This window comes from Paenibacillus hexagrammi (genome assembly GCF_021513275.1).
Taxonomy (GTDB): domain Bacteria; phylum Bacillota; class Bacilli; order Paenibacillales; family NBRC-103111; genus Paenibacillus_E; species Paenibacillus_E hexagrammi.
Genome location: NZ_CP090978.1, coordinates 5,684,715 through 5,700,105 on the forward strand (window position 1 = coordinate 5,684,715; position 15,391 = coordinate 5,700,105).

The 15,391-nt window shown below is 46.3% G+C and carries 13 protein-coding genes and 1 riboswitch; of the genes, 2 read left to right on the plus strand and 11 right to left on the minus strand.

Going from position 1 to position 15,391, the window contains the following annotated elements; all coding sequences use genetic code 11:
- Positions 1-65: 65 nt before the first annotated feature.
- Together L0M14_RS25975 and L0M14_RS25980 are read right to left on the minus strand one after the other, a co-directional pair.
- Positions 66-1,607 (minus strand): HD domain-containing phosphohydrolase, encoded by a 1,542-nt coding sequence (locus L0M14_RS25975; RefSeq protein ID WP_235119328.1) that lies wholly within the window; start codon positions 1,605-1,607, stop codon positions 66-68.
- Positions 1,600-3,150 (minus strand): sensor histidine kinase, encoded by a 1,551-nt coding sequence (locus L0M14_RS25980; protein ID WP_235119329.1) that lies wholly within the window; start codon positions 3,148-3,150, stop codon positions 1,600-1,602. Before L0M14_RS25980 ends, L0M14_RS25975 begins: the two co-directional genes overlap by 8 nt.
- Before the next feature lie 136 nt (positions 3,151-3,286).
- On the opposite strand from L0M14_RS25980, the gene L0M14_RS25985 reads away from it, so the two are divergent.
- Entirely contained in the window at positions 3,287-3,937 is a 651-nt protein-coding gene (locus tag L0M14_RS25985) for a LuxR C-terminal-related transcriptional regulator (RefSeq protein WP_311198785.1), read from the plus strand.
- Between the two features lie 47 nt (positions 3,938-3,984).
- On the opposite strand, the gene lepB is transcribed toward L0M14_RS25985, so the two are convergent.
- From lepB to L0M14_RS26030, 9 genes are all read right to left on the minus strand, one after another.
- A complete protein-coding gene (lepB, locus tag L0M14_RS25990) occupies positions 3,985-4,443 on the minus strand; it encodes a signal peptidase I (RefSeq protein WP_235119330.1) in 459 nt (152 codons plus the stop codon).
- A 126-nt stretch (positions 4,444-4,569) separates the two neighbouring features.
- On the minus strand, positions 4,570-5,292 hold the full coding sequence (locus tag L0M14_RS25995; RefSeq protein ID WP_235119331.1) for a hypothetical protein: 723 nt from the start codon (positions 5,290-5,292) through the stop codon (positions 4,570-4,572).
- A 73-nt stretch (positions 5,293-5,365) separates the two neighbouring features.
- A complete protein-coding gene (locus L0M14_RS26000; RefSeq protein WP_235119332.1) occupies positions 5,366-6,148 on the minus strand; it encodes a coiled-coil domain-containing protein in 783 nt (260 codons plus the stop codon).
- A 121-nt stretch (positions 6,149-6,269) separates the two neighbouring features.
- Positions 6,270-6,734: a hypothetical protein gene (locus tag L0M14_RS26005; protein ID WP_235119333.1), complete on the minus strand. Its 465-nt coding sequence runs from the start codon at positions 6,732-6,734 to the stop codon at positions 6,270-6,272.
- Between the two features lie 210 nt (positions 6,735-6,944).
- Positions 6,945-8,342: a threonine synthase gene (gene thrC / locus L0M14_RS26010; RefSeq protein ID WP_235119334.1), complete on the minus strand. Its 1,398-nt coding sequence runs from the start codon at positions 8,340-8,342 to the stop codon at positions 6,945-6,947.
- Between the two features lie 209 nt (positions 8,343-8,551).
- Positions 8,552-9,718, minus strand: coding sequence for a group II intron reverse transcriptase/maturase (gene ltrA / locus L0M14_RS26015; protein WP_235118299.1), 1,167 nt, complete (start codon positions 9,716-9,718; stop codon positions 8,552-8,554).
- 1,101 nt (positions 9,719-10,819) lie between these two features.
- Positions 10,820-11,614: an energy-coupling factor transporter transmembrane component T family protein gene (locus L0M14_RS26020; protein WP_235119335.1), complete on the minus strand. Its 795-nt coding sequence runs from the start codon at positions 11,612-11,614 to the stop codon at positions 10,820-10,822.
- Positions 11,605-12,972, minus strand: a complete 1,368-nt coding sequence (locus L0M14_RS26025) for an ABC transporter ATP-binding protein (protein WP_235119336.1) — start codon at positions 12,970-12,972, stop codon at positions 11,605-11,607. The genes L0M14_RS26020 and L0M14_RS26025 overlap by 10 nt, the downstream gene beginning before the upstream one ends.
- A 114-nt stretch (positions 12,973-13,086) precedes the next feature.
- Positions 13,087-13,692, minus strand: a complete 606-nt coding sequence (locus tag L0M14_RS26030; protein ID WP_235119337.1) for an ECF transporter S component — start codon at positions 13,690-13,692, stop codon at positions 13,087-13,089.
- 220 nt (positions 13,693-13,912) lie between these two features.
- A riboswitch (TPP riboswitch) is annotated at positions 13,913-14,023 on the minus strand.
- Between the two features lie 183 nt (positions 14,024-14,206).
- On the opposite strand from L0M14_RS26030, the gene L0M14_RS26035 reads away from it, so the two are divergent.
- Complete coding sequence (locus L0M14_RS26035; protein ID WP_235119338.1) at positions 14,207-15,355, plus strand: hypothetical protein; 1,149 nt, start codon at positions 14,207-14,209, stop codon at positions 15,353-15,355.
- The last annotated feature ends 36 nt before the right edge of the window (positions 15,356-15,391 follow it).

Sequence of the window (15,391 nt, forward strand, 5' to 3'; positions counted from 1 at the left end):
ATGTTTTAACTACAAACAAGGGACGAACCTTAAGTCTTCGACTTCATGGTTCGTCCCTTGCTATATTAAGAGATGACTTTACCCAAGGATTTGATGATATCCTCTCTAAAAGATAGTCCGTTTAATTTTTGAATTTCTTCATAGGCCTCATGCTCGGACATCGCCTGGCGATAAGATCTTGGTGTTGTCATGGCCTGAAACACCTCGACGAGCCCCAACATTTGAGATAGAAGCGGTATCTCGTCTCCCTTGAGCTGATAAGGGTACCCGGTCCCATCCACTTTCTCATGATGATACAGAAAAGCACTCTGTATGAATTGGAAATCCGCGATATCTTGGCATAGCTCTTTGGCCATAAAGCAATGCTCCTTTACAACCTCAAACTCGAATTCAGAGAGCCTGCCCTCTTTTTCAAACATGTAGTCCGGCAGCTTAACACGGCTCACGAAATGAAGCAGTGATAGGAAATCAATTTCCCATTCATGTACCTCCACTTCGCCATGCTCCTTCACTAAGGCCTTCAAAAGAGTACTCATCTCTCCGATTTCTTTGCGAGAGGTTTGTGTTTTACGCTCTCCTACGGAAATGAAGCATTCTAGCATATGTATAACCTGCTGCTTTTGCTTCTGAAAAGATGCCGCCTGCAGCTTCTCGCCTAACTGGCTTAAACTATGCTGAATCAACAGACCCAAAGCAACGGAGCCTAAGGCAAACAAATGCTTCAGAATAATTGAAAGCACCAAAGCTTCCCGGTCAAGCAGACTACTCGATGATTCCATGAAATTAAATATGAAAAAAATAAACAAAAACGCAGCGGAGGCGTATAAATAATAACGAAAAGAAGTAATCAAGCTCACGATAAGCGGAATAGATAACAACAAAACCCACATCTCACGGATATTCATCGGATTGTAAACAGAAACGGCCAAAATAAACAAAAAGGTTCCATAAAGGCCCGCATGCTTGGCTAGCGGATTCACTCGTATAGCCCGAAGCTGCAGCGCATACATTCCCCAAACCAGCAATGACGCGACCAAAAATCCAGTGCAAAAAATCAGTGAATCCACCGTTCTATTCATGATCCAATACACAGATCCAAGCATACAAGCAATTGTCGCTAAGCTTGCTAGCATTGCTAGAAATAACTGATGAGCAGACTGGCCTTGCAGCTTATTCAGCCCCAAGGAGATCCCCCTTGAATCCGGTGACTCCACGGAATTGTACTTTGGCTGAAAAATTGTGGCCCCTTCCATAACATGGGCCAGTGTTCGTAGAATCTGCTCCGGCTCCGTATCCTTCATAATATATCCGTCCACTCCTGCTTTCGCTGCTATATATATATCCTCACTCTCGTCGAAAGCAGTCAAGATCACAATCCTAATATTGGGAAGCTTCTCTTTAATAAACTTAACCGCTTCTATGATCGGGGTGCCAGGCATCTTCAAATCCGAAAGCAGCAGGTCAGGGACAAGCATTAAGCATTGCTCAACGGCTTCGTCTCCATCCCTCGCTTCACCTATAACCTTATATTCTGCTTGTCCGCTAAGCAGTATACGCAACCCTTGCCTGATCATCCGCCGATCATCGGCTATTACCACCTTATACATATGTCGTGCTCCTATCTCTGGGGATGAACGCCGTAATTGTAGTACCAGCAAGCTCTTCGGAATGAAAGGAAAGCGAGCCGTTTAAAGCCTTAATTCGATTCTCCATACCATTGAGGCCAAATTTCCCTTTCGTATCCGCTGCCAGTCCAGGCATCCCTTTACCATCATCTTGAATAATAACCGTCCACTGTACACTTGTTACATTCACTTGAACGGAAAGCCGCTTAGCCTCAGCATGTTTCACTACATTGTTGACAGCCTCCTCAACCAAGTGATAGATGGTCTCCTCGATCTCAAGCCTCTCATGAGGAATCCATCCGGAATGCTCAAAGACGGGATGTATACCCGTATTCACTGTAATTCGCTTCAGCAGCTGCTGAATAGCATGATGAAGATTAAACTTTCTCTTCTCATCCTTAAGTTCAACAATAAAACTGCGAATCCCCCGATGACTTTCTTTTACCTTCTTCTCTATCTCTGTTAGAATGGAAACCGTTTCGGACGAAATTTCAGAAGACAGTGCGCTTCTCAATTGAAACAATTGGATGGATATAAAGAACAATTCTTGAGCAATGCCATCGTGAATATTTTGGGCAATATGATCCCGTTCAAGCGTGACCGCGCTTTTCTGGACATTTCGTAAAATTTCCTGATATTCATAGTGAACTTCATGCTGAGCCAGGATTAGCTTCATATATTTTTTATGATATTCGGCTAACTCATCCGGCTCAGCTTCGACTAACAGCCAGCCATAACGCTGACCGTTACAGAGACGCAGCGTCTGTATGTACAAGGATACTATTTGCCCTGTCGGCGAAGGCACATACCTATAAGCACTATCCTCCTCCAACGGATGCTGATTGAAATAATTATTGTAGTACGTGTGCGTCCAGCTCTCAGACTTCTCAAATACAGATGAATCATCCATACACAAGAGGATCGTACGGTTACCTAAAATCTCTCGCAACAGCTCCTCCATATACAGAACCTGTCCTCTTCCCTTATCCTTAGAAAGCTTCTCTCTTGAAGCATAGATCAGGTCCAGCTTCCTGAAATGAATCTTCAACCGCCCCGCCCAATACTGCACGGTCCCAACAGCGCCATAAAAGAAAAGTATATAAAAACCGTATTGCAGTTGTTCCTCGATATATGGTAGAACTGCACGATCATATAAGAGCGCCAAAACAATAGGCAGCGCTGCGAGATAGAGCAGCCAAACCGCATGGCAAAAGCGCCAGTCTGCATACTGCTTAATTACCAGTAAACCTATCACAAAGTAACAGAGGAACGGACTCGAGAGCCCCCCTGTCCCCCATAAGAAATAAACAGATAAGCATAGATTCAGTACATTACATAGGCGTGATATTTTGCTATGGGGATTATTGAGATGAAGCAAACCAAATACAAATTGAATAAGCAGGAACATTAATAATAACGCGTCAAGATGCACTCCATTTCTACCGTAGATCAAAAGTCCTAGCAGAAGAGCTGCAAACTGAAAAAGTAAGTACCCAAATAGAGCTTCCCGCTTAAAATATGACATAAAATACCACCACTTCTCAAAAATAAGTAGTCAAAAAGTAATATTTATTATACAATGGAAACTGCAGGAAATTACACCAAGGACTAACGAACTATTGTATATTATCATATTTTTCTCGTTAATGGAGGAAGACGATATGATCAACATGATCATTCTAGATGACCATCCCCTAGTGCGCCAAGGAATTCGCATGGTCGTGGCTGCGGGACATAACTTGAACATCATTGGAGAGGCATCGAGCGCTAACGATGCTTTACAGCTGCTGGATACAACTAAACCGGAACTCGTATTGGTTGATTTAAACTTAGGCAATGATAATGGCCTAGATTTCATACAAGAAGCCAGACGAATGGGGCACCTTTGTAAATATATGATTCTGACTTCTTCCATAACCCGCGGCGAGCTTCAATTGGCACAGTCCCTGCAAGTAGAAGGAATATGTCTGAAAGAAGCACTCCCCGAGGACCTGCTTTATGCAGTTGAGGTAGTCGCCCGTGGACGCAAGTATTACGACCCGGTCTTTATGGATACAATCATGGAGCAAGGCCCAGCCAATATGGAAACAGACCTTTCCGACCTGACACCTAAGGAGCTGGAAGTCTTACTAACCTTAGGTAAGGGCAGATCGAACAAAGAGATCGCAACCGAGCTTTATATCACCGAATTCACCGTTAAAAAGCATGTTAGCCAAATCCTTGCCAAGCTCCATTTAGCAGACCGCACTCAAGCAGCTCTTTATGCTTATTCCAAAGGCCTGGTCCAATTCGAGCTGCAACGCGAGGCCTAATATATGACGAAAGATCCGCGGAAGCCGCCGGATCTTTTTTTACCTACTTATAATTTCAAAGGCTTGGCAATGCGATACATCGGAAATAGGGAAACTGCAGCATAGCCTCTGACTGCACTAATATGAATTTGGCCGATCTGCGGATCCCGGCTATCAAGACTTGCACCTGGCGTACGATTGTCACCGGCTACAAAAATGTAATTATTCTTTATGGTTTGCTCTTCCATATCCTGCGATTTTCCAAACGTATATAGCTCTGGAAGCGGATTATCATTCACAAACACTACCCCGTCGCGGATTGCTATGCGATCACCTTCGACAGCTATCACACGTTTAACGATACTGTAATCCAATCGGCTATCCTTAATAACTACAACATCCCCGTACACAGGCTGGCTGTAAAACAACGGAATTTTATTTAATAGTACAATACTTGAATTTTGAAGTGTGGGATTCATCGAGTTTCCAGATACTCGGGTCAATCCGATCATATTATTAATAAGCATATAGGCTATTCCCAGAAGAACGAAAAACCTGATCCATCCCCATACCTCATTTTTTTCTTAACACCAGGAATTCCATTCTCCAGAGTTGCTTCCGTCATAGTCTGCTCTCCCTCTAAGTGTCATAAACTATTGTTCACCATATACGTCATCGGTCACAGCGGGAACCGTTTCTTCCTGCGTAGTCGGAGCTGTTTCAGAATATTCAGGGGTTCCCACAACAGGCGGCGATGTGATTGCATCCGCTGGTTTGCTGTCTTCAGCAGAAGCCGGATCCTGGGAAGGCTCGGCTGCACTGTTATCCTGAGATGGTGCCGGACCTGGAGGCACAGCTGCACCGCTATCTTGTGCAGGTCCCGCCGGTATGGCTCCAGGAGCTTGTCCCACCGTTACAGGAGTAGCAGGTGTAAACACAACAGCCGGAGGTACATATGTAGCAGCCAACGAATCCATAGCAGCTTTAGCGCTATTCTCAATTAACAAAAGCTTTTCCTCGATTTGTTGACGATCAACTTCTGTCTTTACATCCATTTTATCTACAAGCTCTTGCGCATATTGCTGAATCGCTTGGATGCGGAGCTGCTTCTGTTCTTCTGTAAATCCTTCCAGTTCTTGAGAGGATCTATTAAGTCGTTGCTGCAGTTCTTTCTTTAACATGTTTTTTTGCTTTTCTGTTTCGGACTTCATGGACTCGTCTAAGCTTTGTAAAATAATCTCCGTCTTCTTGTTGAACCAAGCATTCAAAGAAGCAGCAATATCTACATCTGCGTAAGAAACACTTGTTGTAGCAGCAACTATAGCGGTTAAAGAAACAAATCCAGCAACGATTTTTCTTTTTGACTTAAGATTCATAAATTTACCCTCCCTCATCCTTAATTAAAATAAGCTAGAAGGTCCGAGAGGACCTTCTATTAGATTTAACATCTTACCACAAACGTGTCCCGTCGATATCGTTTACAATGTTATCCAAATCTTTTAGAGCTTTATCTTCAAGAGACTTACCTTGATTTGTAATGGCATCTTTGTTTTGTTTTTCAAGATCATCAGCAAGCTTTTGAAGTTCAGCCTTCTTATCAATAACTTGTTTATCCAGGTTTGCCTTAATTTCAGTATCAGCAGTTTCTCTTTCTTTTTGAAGAAGATCTTTCAGTTCACCTTTTGTTTCTTCAATTTTCTTGTTTAAATCTTGAACTGCTTGAGTCTGAGCCGTAGCAACCGTTGTGTTCAGACCATTCAAGGAAGCAGCACCTTGCGCGGGAACATCTTTCTTAATGTTTGCTGTTCCAGTATCAGCAATCCCTTTAACAATACCGTTATTAATACCATTAGAAAACGCTACCGCTGAATCATACTCACCAGGCATATATGATTTTATGTCCTTTGACTTACTGTCCAATTGACTTGCGTATTGATCAACACTTTTTGTAATATTTCCAGTTACTCGGCTTGTCTCTGTGTCACCAGTTACTTTAACATTTGTTACAGCATTGCTGTCAATCGCAGCAGAATCTGATTTGAATTGAGCAGATTGATTTTTAACATAACCAGCCACATCACCGGCTATTAGACCTTTAGTAATTGTGGAAGCAGCAATATACCAATTTTGAAGTTGTCCTCCTGCATCTTTAGCTGCAAAAGCTGTCCCCATTCCTGCTACTAAACCTGTCGCAATAACACCAACTGCAATTTTGCTTTTCAAAGATTTCATTGTCGATCATTCTCCTTTAGATTTTTATATGTTTGAACTGTGTTCACGAGAAGTGAACCCATTAATCCCAAAACTGACTAATCCGCACAAGCCCTTTTCACGTAAAACCTCTTCAAAAAATTTACTGAACCATACTTGATGTCATCTCTTTAATCGACTTGTCAACCGTTTGATCAAGTTCAATATCGAACTGCTCACTAGTTTCTTTGACATATCGTTCAAATTGATTTTTGGCAGATTGAATTTTAAGTTGCTTACTCGCTTGTTCGATTTGGGCTTGATAGGAAGCATTGACTGTCTGAATACTACCTATCACTTGCATACCAGCTTCAAATTCAACCTTCTTCAATTTTCCATTTGTTCGTGAAATCATATCTTGAATAGCATCTTTCAGTTCCTTTACAGAATGGTTGGATTGCTGACGAATCAAGATACCTTTCGCACTGCTTATAGAATCATGAAGTTGTGCTTGATACCAGTTCTGCAGAACGTTCCCTGCGTCTGAGTACGCATATGCGGTACTCATGGTATAGAGTGTTGAAATCATCAATGAAGCGACAGCAACTTTACATTTCAGACGGTTCATTGTGTTCTCTCTACCTCCTCCACGCAACTCCCGCTTACAAAACCTAGTATACCTTCCGATACGTTTTGTGACATTGCCCCTTAGAGTAATCTTTGGCTGCTCCTATTGAGGGGGTTATGGTATACTTTCGTACCAGTCGCTCCCCCTCGGAAGCAGCACATACCAAAAAAGGTGCCCTGCCATCACTGGCAGAGCACCTTTTTTGCTTCTTTATCCAATCGTATAAAACTTCTCCAGCCGCTCCACGATCTCTTTTTCCGAATCGTCTACGACGGTTTGGTACTGAGGTTTATCCATTAATGCGGCGATTTGTTCCGGGAAGGTTTGCTCGATATCGCATTTTTCAATGGACTCGTTAAACTTCGCCGGATGAGCCGTTGCAAGCGTCACGCACACTTCGTCTTGCGGATTACGCTTCTCGTAAGCCGCGACACCGCAGGCGGTATGCGGGTCGAGCAAGTAGTCATTGTTCTTGTAGTAGCTGCTGATGGTTTGCAGGCACTCATCCCCGCTAACACCATGAGCCGCGAAGTCCTGCTGGACTTGGCCAAGCAGCTCCTCGCTGATGCGAATTTCGCCTTCAGCTTTAAACTGCGCCATATAGGAAGCAACCTTCTCCGCGTCTTCTCCAACCAGATAGTACAGGTAACGTTCAAAATTACTCGCCACCTGAATATCCATGGAAGGGCTGTAAGTGCTGACGAATTGTCCTGGCTTATAGACACCCTCTTGAATGAAGCGTTCCAGGATGTTGTTTTCGTTGGTTGCCAGGATCAGTTTGCCGACCGGCAATCCCATTCTTTTCGCTAAGTAGCCTGCAAAAATATCGCCAAAATTACCTGTTGGCACACTGAAGTTCACAGTTTGTGCGCTTGAAGCTCCAGCAACCTTGAAGTAAGCGTAGAAGTAATACACCGTCTGAGCCAAAATCCGCACAAAGTTGATCGAGTTGATGGCACGGAGGTGATATTTATTCTTGAACTCCACATCAGCAAACAGATCTTTAATAATTCTTTGGCAGTCGTCAAAGGTTCCCTTGACCGAAAGGTTGAGGACGTTCTCGTCATTGACAGTCGTCATTTGCAGCTCTTGCACTTTACTGACCTTCTGGTGAGGGTGCAGGATACAAATGCGGATGCCTTCCTTGCCTCTGACGCCTTCGATTGCCGAAGCGCCGGTGTCTCCGGATGTCGCACCCAGAATATGAATGATCGTATTCTTCTTCTTGGACACGTAGGAATACAGGTTGCCAAGGAACTGCAGCGCGATATCTTTAAAAGCAAACGTCGGGCCGTGGAACAGCTCCATCACGTGCATATTGTCCGTCACTTTGCGAACTGGAGTAACCTCGGGGTCACGGAAGGTCGCATAGCTGTCGCGAATCAGACTTTTCAAATCATCCTGAGGAATTTCATCGTTTGTGTAGAGCGAGAACACCTCATAGGCTAATTCCTGATAAGTCATGGAAGCCATTTGCTGCAATTTATCCTGCGGAATTTGCGGGATTTGCGCCGGAATCAAGAGTCCCCCGTCATCCGCCAGTCCCATCAACACGGTGTCGATGAACCCGATTTTTTCTACTTTGCCTCTAGTGCTTATAAACTCCATAGTCATCCCCTCATATGCATATTGAACCTATTATAACAGAAAAATGAAATCATCTCCGCAAAAGTAGAGTAAGACGGGGGATTACTCCCCCGGACTCCTCATCAAACCGTGCATGCGGATTTCCCGCACACGGCTTTCCTTCGTCAGTTCCCCATCTTCAGGAGTGAGTCGTCTTCACCCGTCACCGGATTGCAAATTTCACTGCTGAATTAGAAACGTGTGGTGAGTAAGTTTGTTAGAAATACCATCCCTGCTTCTTCCAATACTTTGTTTGGAATAAGCCGGTTTGAAACCGTAGACTTCTTTTTCCGCATAAAAGCTCGCACTCTCATGCGTGTCCATTCGTCTAGGCGTTGAAACTTTTTCTTTACGTTCCCAATCCCAAAATAGTTACCAAACCCGCGTGACACTTCATTTAGCTTCTTCATCATTTCGTTAAGGTTGTTACCTTGCTGCCTTCGGGTGATCTTGTGGACTTTCTCTTTGTACTTCTTCACTTTTGCGTCCGGCAAGATGAGATATTCTTTCCAGAAGTCAAATCCTAGAAAACGGAATCCTTCATCGAATTGCACCACTTTCGTTTTCTCTGGATGCATTCTCAGCTGAAGTTCCCCTTCTAAGATGGTTTTTGCCGTTTGGTATGCTTCTTCTGCTCGCTCCTTTGTTTTGCAAAGAATAACTGCATCATCTGCATATCTGACCACAGCAAACCCCTTCTCCTTCATACTCCAGTCGAAATGATTCAGATATAGATTCGCAAGTAATGGACTGATGACCCCGCCTTGTGGGGACCCGACTAACGTTTCATGGAACTGATCATCTTCCATGACTCCTGCGGTGAGCCATCCGCGAATGAGCGTCAGCACTTTACCGTCGGTTATTCGTTCACGAACCTTTTCCATCAGCAGTTCATGCGGAATTTCATCGAAAAAGGATATAATGTCGAGGTCTACCACATAGTCGTATCCGCCGCGCTTTGCTCGTCGAATCGTGTTTATTGCTTGATGCGCAGAGTATCCAGGTCGGAAGCCAAAGCTGTAGTAGTAGAAGTCTTGCTCAAAGATCGGCTCGATGATTTGACGTACAGCCTGCTGGCATACGCGATCTCGGATTGTGGGAATGCCTAACGGTCTTAACTTCCCGTTTTCCTTCTCGATGAAATGTCGCCTGACAGGGTCGGGTTTGTACCGATCTTGTTGCAGTAGCCTTTGGATTTCCTTTAGGTTGATGCCTATGTTCTTCTCGAACATACCAATGCTTACCCCATCAATTCCGCCACTTCCTTGATTCTTCTTTACTGCCAGCCAGGCTTCATTCAGATTGTCCATTTGATATATTTTGTCGATCAGGGAGTAGTATCGTCGTTTCGGTTTCATTGGTGTTTCACCACCTTTACCTGCTACTCACCAAGCTGATCTTGTTCGCGCTACAGATGATCGATTCCTTACTCGTTCTACCTCATGCAACCGCGTGTTAGAAAAAATTTTTTTTTCAATCGCTCCTGTTGCCTGAGGTGTACTCAGGTCGCCAGTTTGCCTCTATCCCCAAGCGCTATCTCGCTCTCGGCGGGACGCACCCTCTTGGTCATACCCTCTCTGGTTTAAGGCGCTTACGATCTCCACTCACTTGAACTCACAGTCTTTGACGAAGCACGTTCCCTTTGCCTCTGTCTTCCCTCTTTTGAAGTGGAAGCAGGTTATGCGACTAAGAATATTTTTTTCCCCACGCGCATACTCATCCGAGTTTTCCCCTCTAGACTGTTACCAGCTTTCATCGGCTCAGACTTATTCGCTACTACGGAACGATCCGCCATCTCGCAGTTCATCGATTTGGCTTTCCCCTTAGGGTTATACCTTGCCTACCTCACACGCGTTTGCGCAGAGGAAACTACGAGACTTCCCTCAGTTATCTGCACATTCTGTTCCATCCATCCTGACCCTAATCACGTAGATGAGCCTTGCAGGTCATATCCCTTTCGCGCTTTCCTGCAAGATATGCCTATGGCATAGATTTCCCCGTTTTTCCGGCGGGTCATCCAACATCTCCGCCACCTCTGGTTCACCGCATTCCGGGCTGGACTTTGCCTGCAGGCCCTTCGGATTCCCCCTCGCGAGAGACACCCTGCCAATCCTTCTCCTACTGGAGTTAGGACTTCTGCTTCGGCTACGGCACTTTAAAGGGTAAAGTTACCGAGTGGATTTGAACCACTTAGATTGTGCGACTGTGAGGCGCACGAAAAAGCCGATTCAGAGGAATCGGGGGAGAATGTTGATCAAGTTGGATCCATTACGAGCTTCAGTAGATTTTCTCCGAGTGCTGTTGACATTTTGTTATTGGATTGAAATAAGAGCCTTCTAAGGTGATAACAAAACTGTCAAAGGCACCCGCTACGCTTCTCCGAAAACTACGGAGCTCTTCATTCCAGTTAATCAACAGTCTCTCCAATTCAAATGAATCGGGCCTTCTTCTTCCGAGCATCAGCGAACGTCCGTAATTGCGGTGAAAGGCAGGACATGGCCGCATAGATACGAAAGTGTAAGCAGCAGTGCGATACTGAGCGCGTACCAGATATCGACCGGCGAATACCGGATATGGTAATAGTAAGTGCGCTGCTTGCCGACCGAGAAGCGTTTGGCTTCCATCGCAACGGCTGTCCGGTGGGCACGCCTGATGCTTTGGGCAAGCAAAGGGATCGAGTACATACGGAGCGTTGTGTACCAGCTGGTCAGAAGATTGCGCTTCTTACGGCCGCGGACTTTGAGCGCATGTCGCAAGGTTTGGAACTCTTCTATTAGAGTTGGAATCATCCGCAAAGCAGCCAGAAAGCTGTATGCATATTTAGGCGGAACCTTCCATTGCTGCATTAGCGAATAAAATAGGGCAACGGGCCGCGTCGTCAGACTGAACAAAAGACCAACAGATGCTACCTGCAGAGCACGAAAGCCCAGATGAATCCCCCGAAAGAAACTCTCCTCCGTAACATGAATGATGCCATATCGGAACCAGGTTGTCGTTCCCTCTCCGAACATCATCATGCCGGTAGCCGACGAGATAAAGATGAGCAGGAACGGTGACGTATAAAGCAGAATCCGCTTCATAGGATGGCCAGTTAGCAGCAGCAGGCACAGAATCGTCCCAGCCGTTAGGTACATCATGACATTAACATTGTGCGTAAACAAAACCATGGCAAACAAAGCAACGGAGGCAAGGAGCTTTACGCCGGGGTTCACCCGGTGCAGCCACGTTTCACGAAATGCAAAGCTCAGTTGCATAGCAGCACCTCCCCCTTCTCACTTTGCTCGAATTGCTCCAAGTATTGACCGGGAGTCAAGTCGGATACTTGGCCGCGCTGAACTTGCCACACCCGGTCCGCGAATCGCTGAATGATATGATGGTCATGCGTCACCATCATGATGGAGGTTCCTTCTTGCCTTAACTCCTCTAGCATCTCCAGCATATGAAACGTATTACGGGCATCCAGCCCGAAAGTAGGCTCGTCAAGAAGTAGGATGCGCTGCTTACGCACAAGAGCGGAGGCGACGCTTAGCCTGCGTTTTTGTCCCATAGAGAGTTGAAAGGGATGCCTGCTTCGGAGCTCAACCAGCTGATACTTTCGAAGCAGCTCTTCGACCTGCCCCTCTTGCCCCTCCTCCAAGGAATAGGCGATTTCCTCCTCTACCGACCCGGTCACGAATTGAAACTCCGGATTTTGAAATACAAAAGCGACGTGATCGGCGATGTCTGCTACTTTTTTACCACGGACTCCGGCAATCTCGCAAATGCCCTTCGTAGGAACAAGCCGCATCATGCCTAGGAGCAGTGAGCTTTTGCCTGCACCGTTATGTCCGGCAACGGCAACCCACTCCCTTGATCCAACGGTCAGCATGCCGGTCTCCAGCTTCACCTCGCCGCCGCGCAGCGCTTGAAAGCCGTCGAGAGTGATGAGCACCTCACGTTCGGAAGAAGGTGCAGCCGCTTCCTTGCAAATGTCTCCACGTTCCGTATCGTAATCCTCCCAAACTCCAGGATACCAAATGCCAAAGTCAATGAGTTCCTTCTTATAGGAAGCGAATACCGCTGCAGGCTCGCCATCCGCAAGGATTTCGCCATTTGACGTCAAAACAATAACCCGGTCGATCAGATCGAGAATGCCGTGTATCTTATGCTCGACGATGAGCAGCGTTTTGCCTTCGCTTGTTGCCCGAATGGTTTCCCACACCTGCTGCGTCCCTTCTTCATCCAGAAGCGCAGTCGGTTCGTCCAGGAAGAGCACTTCCGGCTCCAAGGCGAGGACGCTTGCAATAGCCAACCGCTGCTTCATCCCCTGCGATAAATTTTGAATCGGGGTGTGGATGTCTTCGAATTGAAGCCCGACCAGCTCCAGATAGTGCCGAATGAGTGCAGGCATTTGCTCGCGCGGCACTTGCATATTTTCCAAAACAAAGGCAATCTCTTCATCGACATAGGGCATGCAGAACTGCGTATCCGGGTCCTGAAATACATAGCCCCAGCGCTCCGGGGTACGGAGTTCCTCGGCTTTCATCGGGATCTCAATCACACTCGGCACCATCCCGCTCAGCACTTGCAGCAGTGTCGATTTACCACAGCCGCTTGGTCCGAGCAGAAGCACTTTTTCACCTGGTCTGAACGAAAAGGAAACCCCCTTGAATAACAGGGGGCGTCGTCTCCGGGATATTTGAGCCGCAAATCAGTCACGGCTGCTGCAACACGGGGGTTATAGTTGTCATACGATTACCTCAATTGATCGTAGTCTTTTTTGCGATGCAGGGCGAATGGCATTCAGAACGCCGGTGCGCTCGATAGCAGCCGCCAGGTAGTAGGCGATAAAGCCGGAAATCACGATACTTCCAATCAGTCGGAACCCGATGAACAAGCAGTAGTTCCAGAAGGTCATGGATTCAATGTATCCATAGTAAGCGTCAACGAATAAAGACAATATCGCGGAACCGATCGATGCAAGAACCACAACACCAACACTCGTTTTACGATAAAGGAATAATGCAAATATAAGTTCAGCGCCCAGGCCTTGCAGCAGTCCATAAACAAGTGTGGAAATTCCCCACTCCCCGCCAAAAAAAGTCTCAATCGTTGCAGCCGCAACCTCCGCCAAAACGGCTACCCACGGCTTGCGAATAACCAAAAATGCAAATGTTGCCGCGATGAACCACATTCCATAGCTCAGCTGCTCGGCGTGTAGACCAAGCGGTTGAATGATGTCATACATCGGCCCCCATATTTTATAAATAACTCCGAATACTGCAGCAATCACAATGGTAACCAGAATATCGGTCAGCTTTAAAGACTTGGATACAGCTTGTGAATTAGCCATCCTTCATCAACTTCCTTTCTTCCCCTTAGTATGTATAGATGTACACCTCAGCAAACACAAAAAAGCCCGCCGGGCATGCGGCAGGCATACATACCGCGCAAAAACAATCACGGCATCTACTCGTTGGCATTCCCAGGGATTCAATAGACAAAATAAAACCACCTATTGAATGGATCCGTAGGCGGTTGTTAGGTCTATAAGTGAATGGAAAAACACAAACACTTGTAGTTCATCATTTCTCTGCGCAGGCATTATCCTGATCAGATTAAACGGTCAGCGGCACACGCCCGCACTCTCAGCCTGACTTCATCAAGCTCCCGGATCGGCTATTCAGTTGTTTGCTATTGTGACTATATCACCAGAGATATGGAAATGCAATGATTTTTATTTCCACACTCAGCCGTTCCTCAGGAAGCTCTCATGGTTTCTTAAGTTCATACTCAGGGGAAATTCAGGAAAGGGGGCTAATATAAGTCTTGTAAACAACAACTCAACTAAAAAGGTGGTAATCATAATGAAAGCAATCAACAAAAAAATCCTAGCAGGCACAATCGCAGCATCCTTCGTACTTGGCGTTGGCTTCGTTGGTTCTTTACATAATCAAGCCTTCGCAGCAACAGACAGCACCAGCACTACTGCACAAACGCAAAAGACAGCAAAAAACGGCAGTTCATTCGGAGGCTTTGGAAACCATGGAGACCGTGGAGGACGTATGGGTGGCAGCAACCAAGGCGCTCCTGCCGGCAAAGGAATGGGCGGTATGCACGGCGGCAACCTACTAAAAGAAGCGGCTACAATTCTAGGCACAGATGAGAGCTCGCTCCAAACCTCGCTGCAAGGAGGCCAAACACTGTTGGATCTCGCGACAGCGGCAGGCCTGAGCGAAGATGATTTCGTGGCGAAGCTAGTTGCTGCAGAAACGACTTCCATTAACGCGCAGGTAACAGCAGGTACACTGACTCAGGACCAAGCGGATAAGCTTACTGCTGACCTAGCGACTCGCATCAAAAATCAGGTGGAGAATAAAGGCTTTGCCGGGAAAAATGGCGGATTCTCAGGTGCACCCGGCGCCTCTGGCGGCAAAGGAATGGGCGGCAGGAGCGGTGGCAATCTTTTGAAAGAAGCGGCTACCATCCTGGGTACTGATGAGAGCACACTTCAAACTTCACTGCAAGGCGGCCAATCACTGCTAGATCTCGCAACGGCAGCAGGCTTGAGTGAGGATGACTTCTTGGCGAAGCTCACAGCCGCAGAAACGGCTTCCATTAATGAGCAAGTCACGGCGGGTACACTAACACAAACTCAAGCTGATCAAATGATTTCTGATCTGTCCACTCGCCTGAAGCAGCGTATTGAAAACGCAGGAATTCAAGGAGGAAAAGACGGTCAGGGTCATGGAGGCAAAGGCTTTGGTTTTGGCGGATTTGAATCTCTAACAACGATTCTGGGCATTACACAGGATGAGCTCAAGACACAACTTGACGCCGGTAAATCGGTCGCTGAGGTTGCTTCCGCGCAAGGTATCAGCGAAGATGACTTGATCAGCAAGTTGAAGGACAGCATGAACGATAAGCTGAAGCAGTTTGTAGAAGATAAGCATCAGAAGCCTGCTGCTCCTGCTTCGGGCGCGGAAACCGGCGATAGCACAGCAGCAGTAAACTAGCAGCGCAACAGTGAACGAATAGCGCAGCTGTGAATG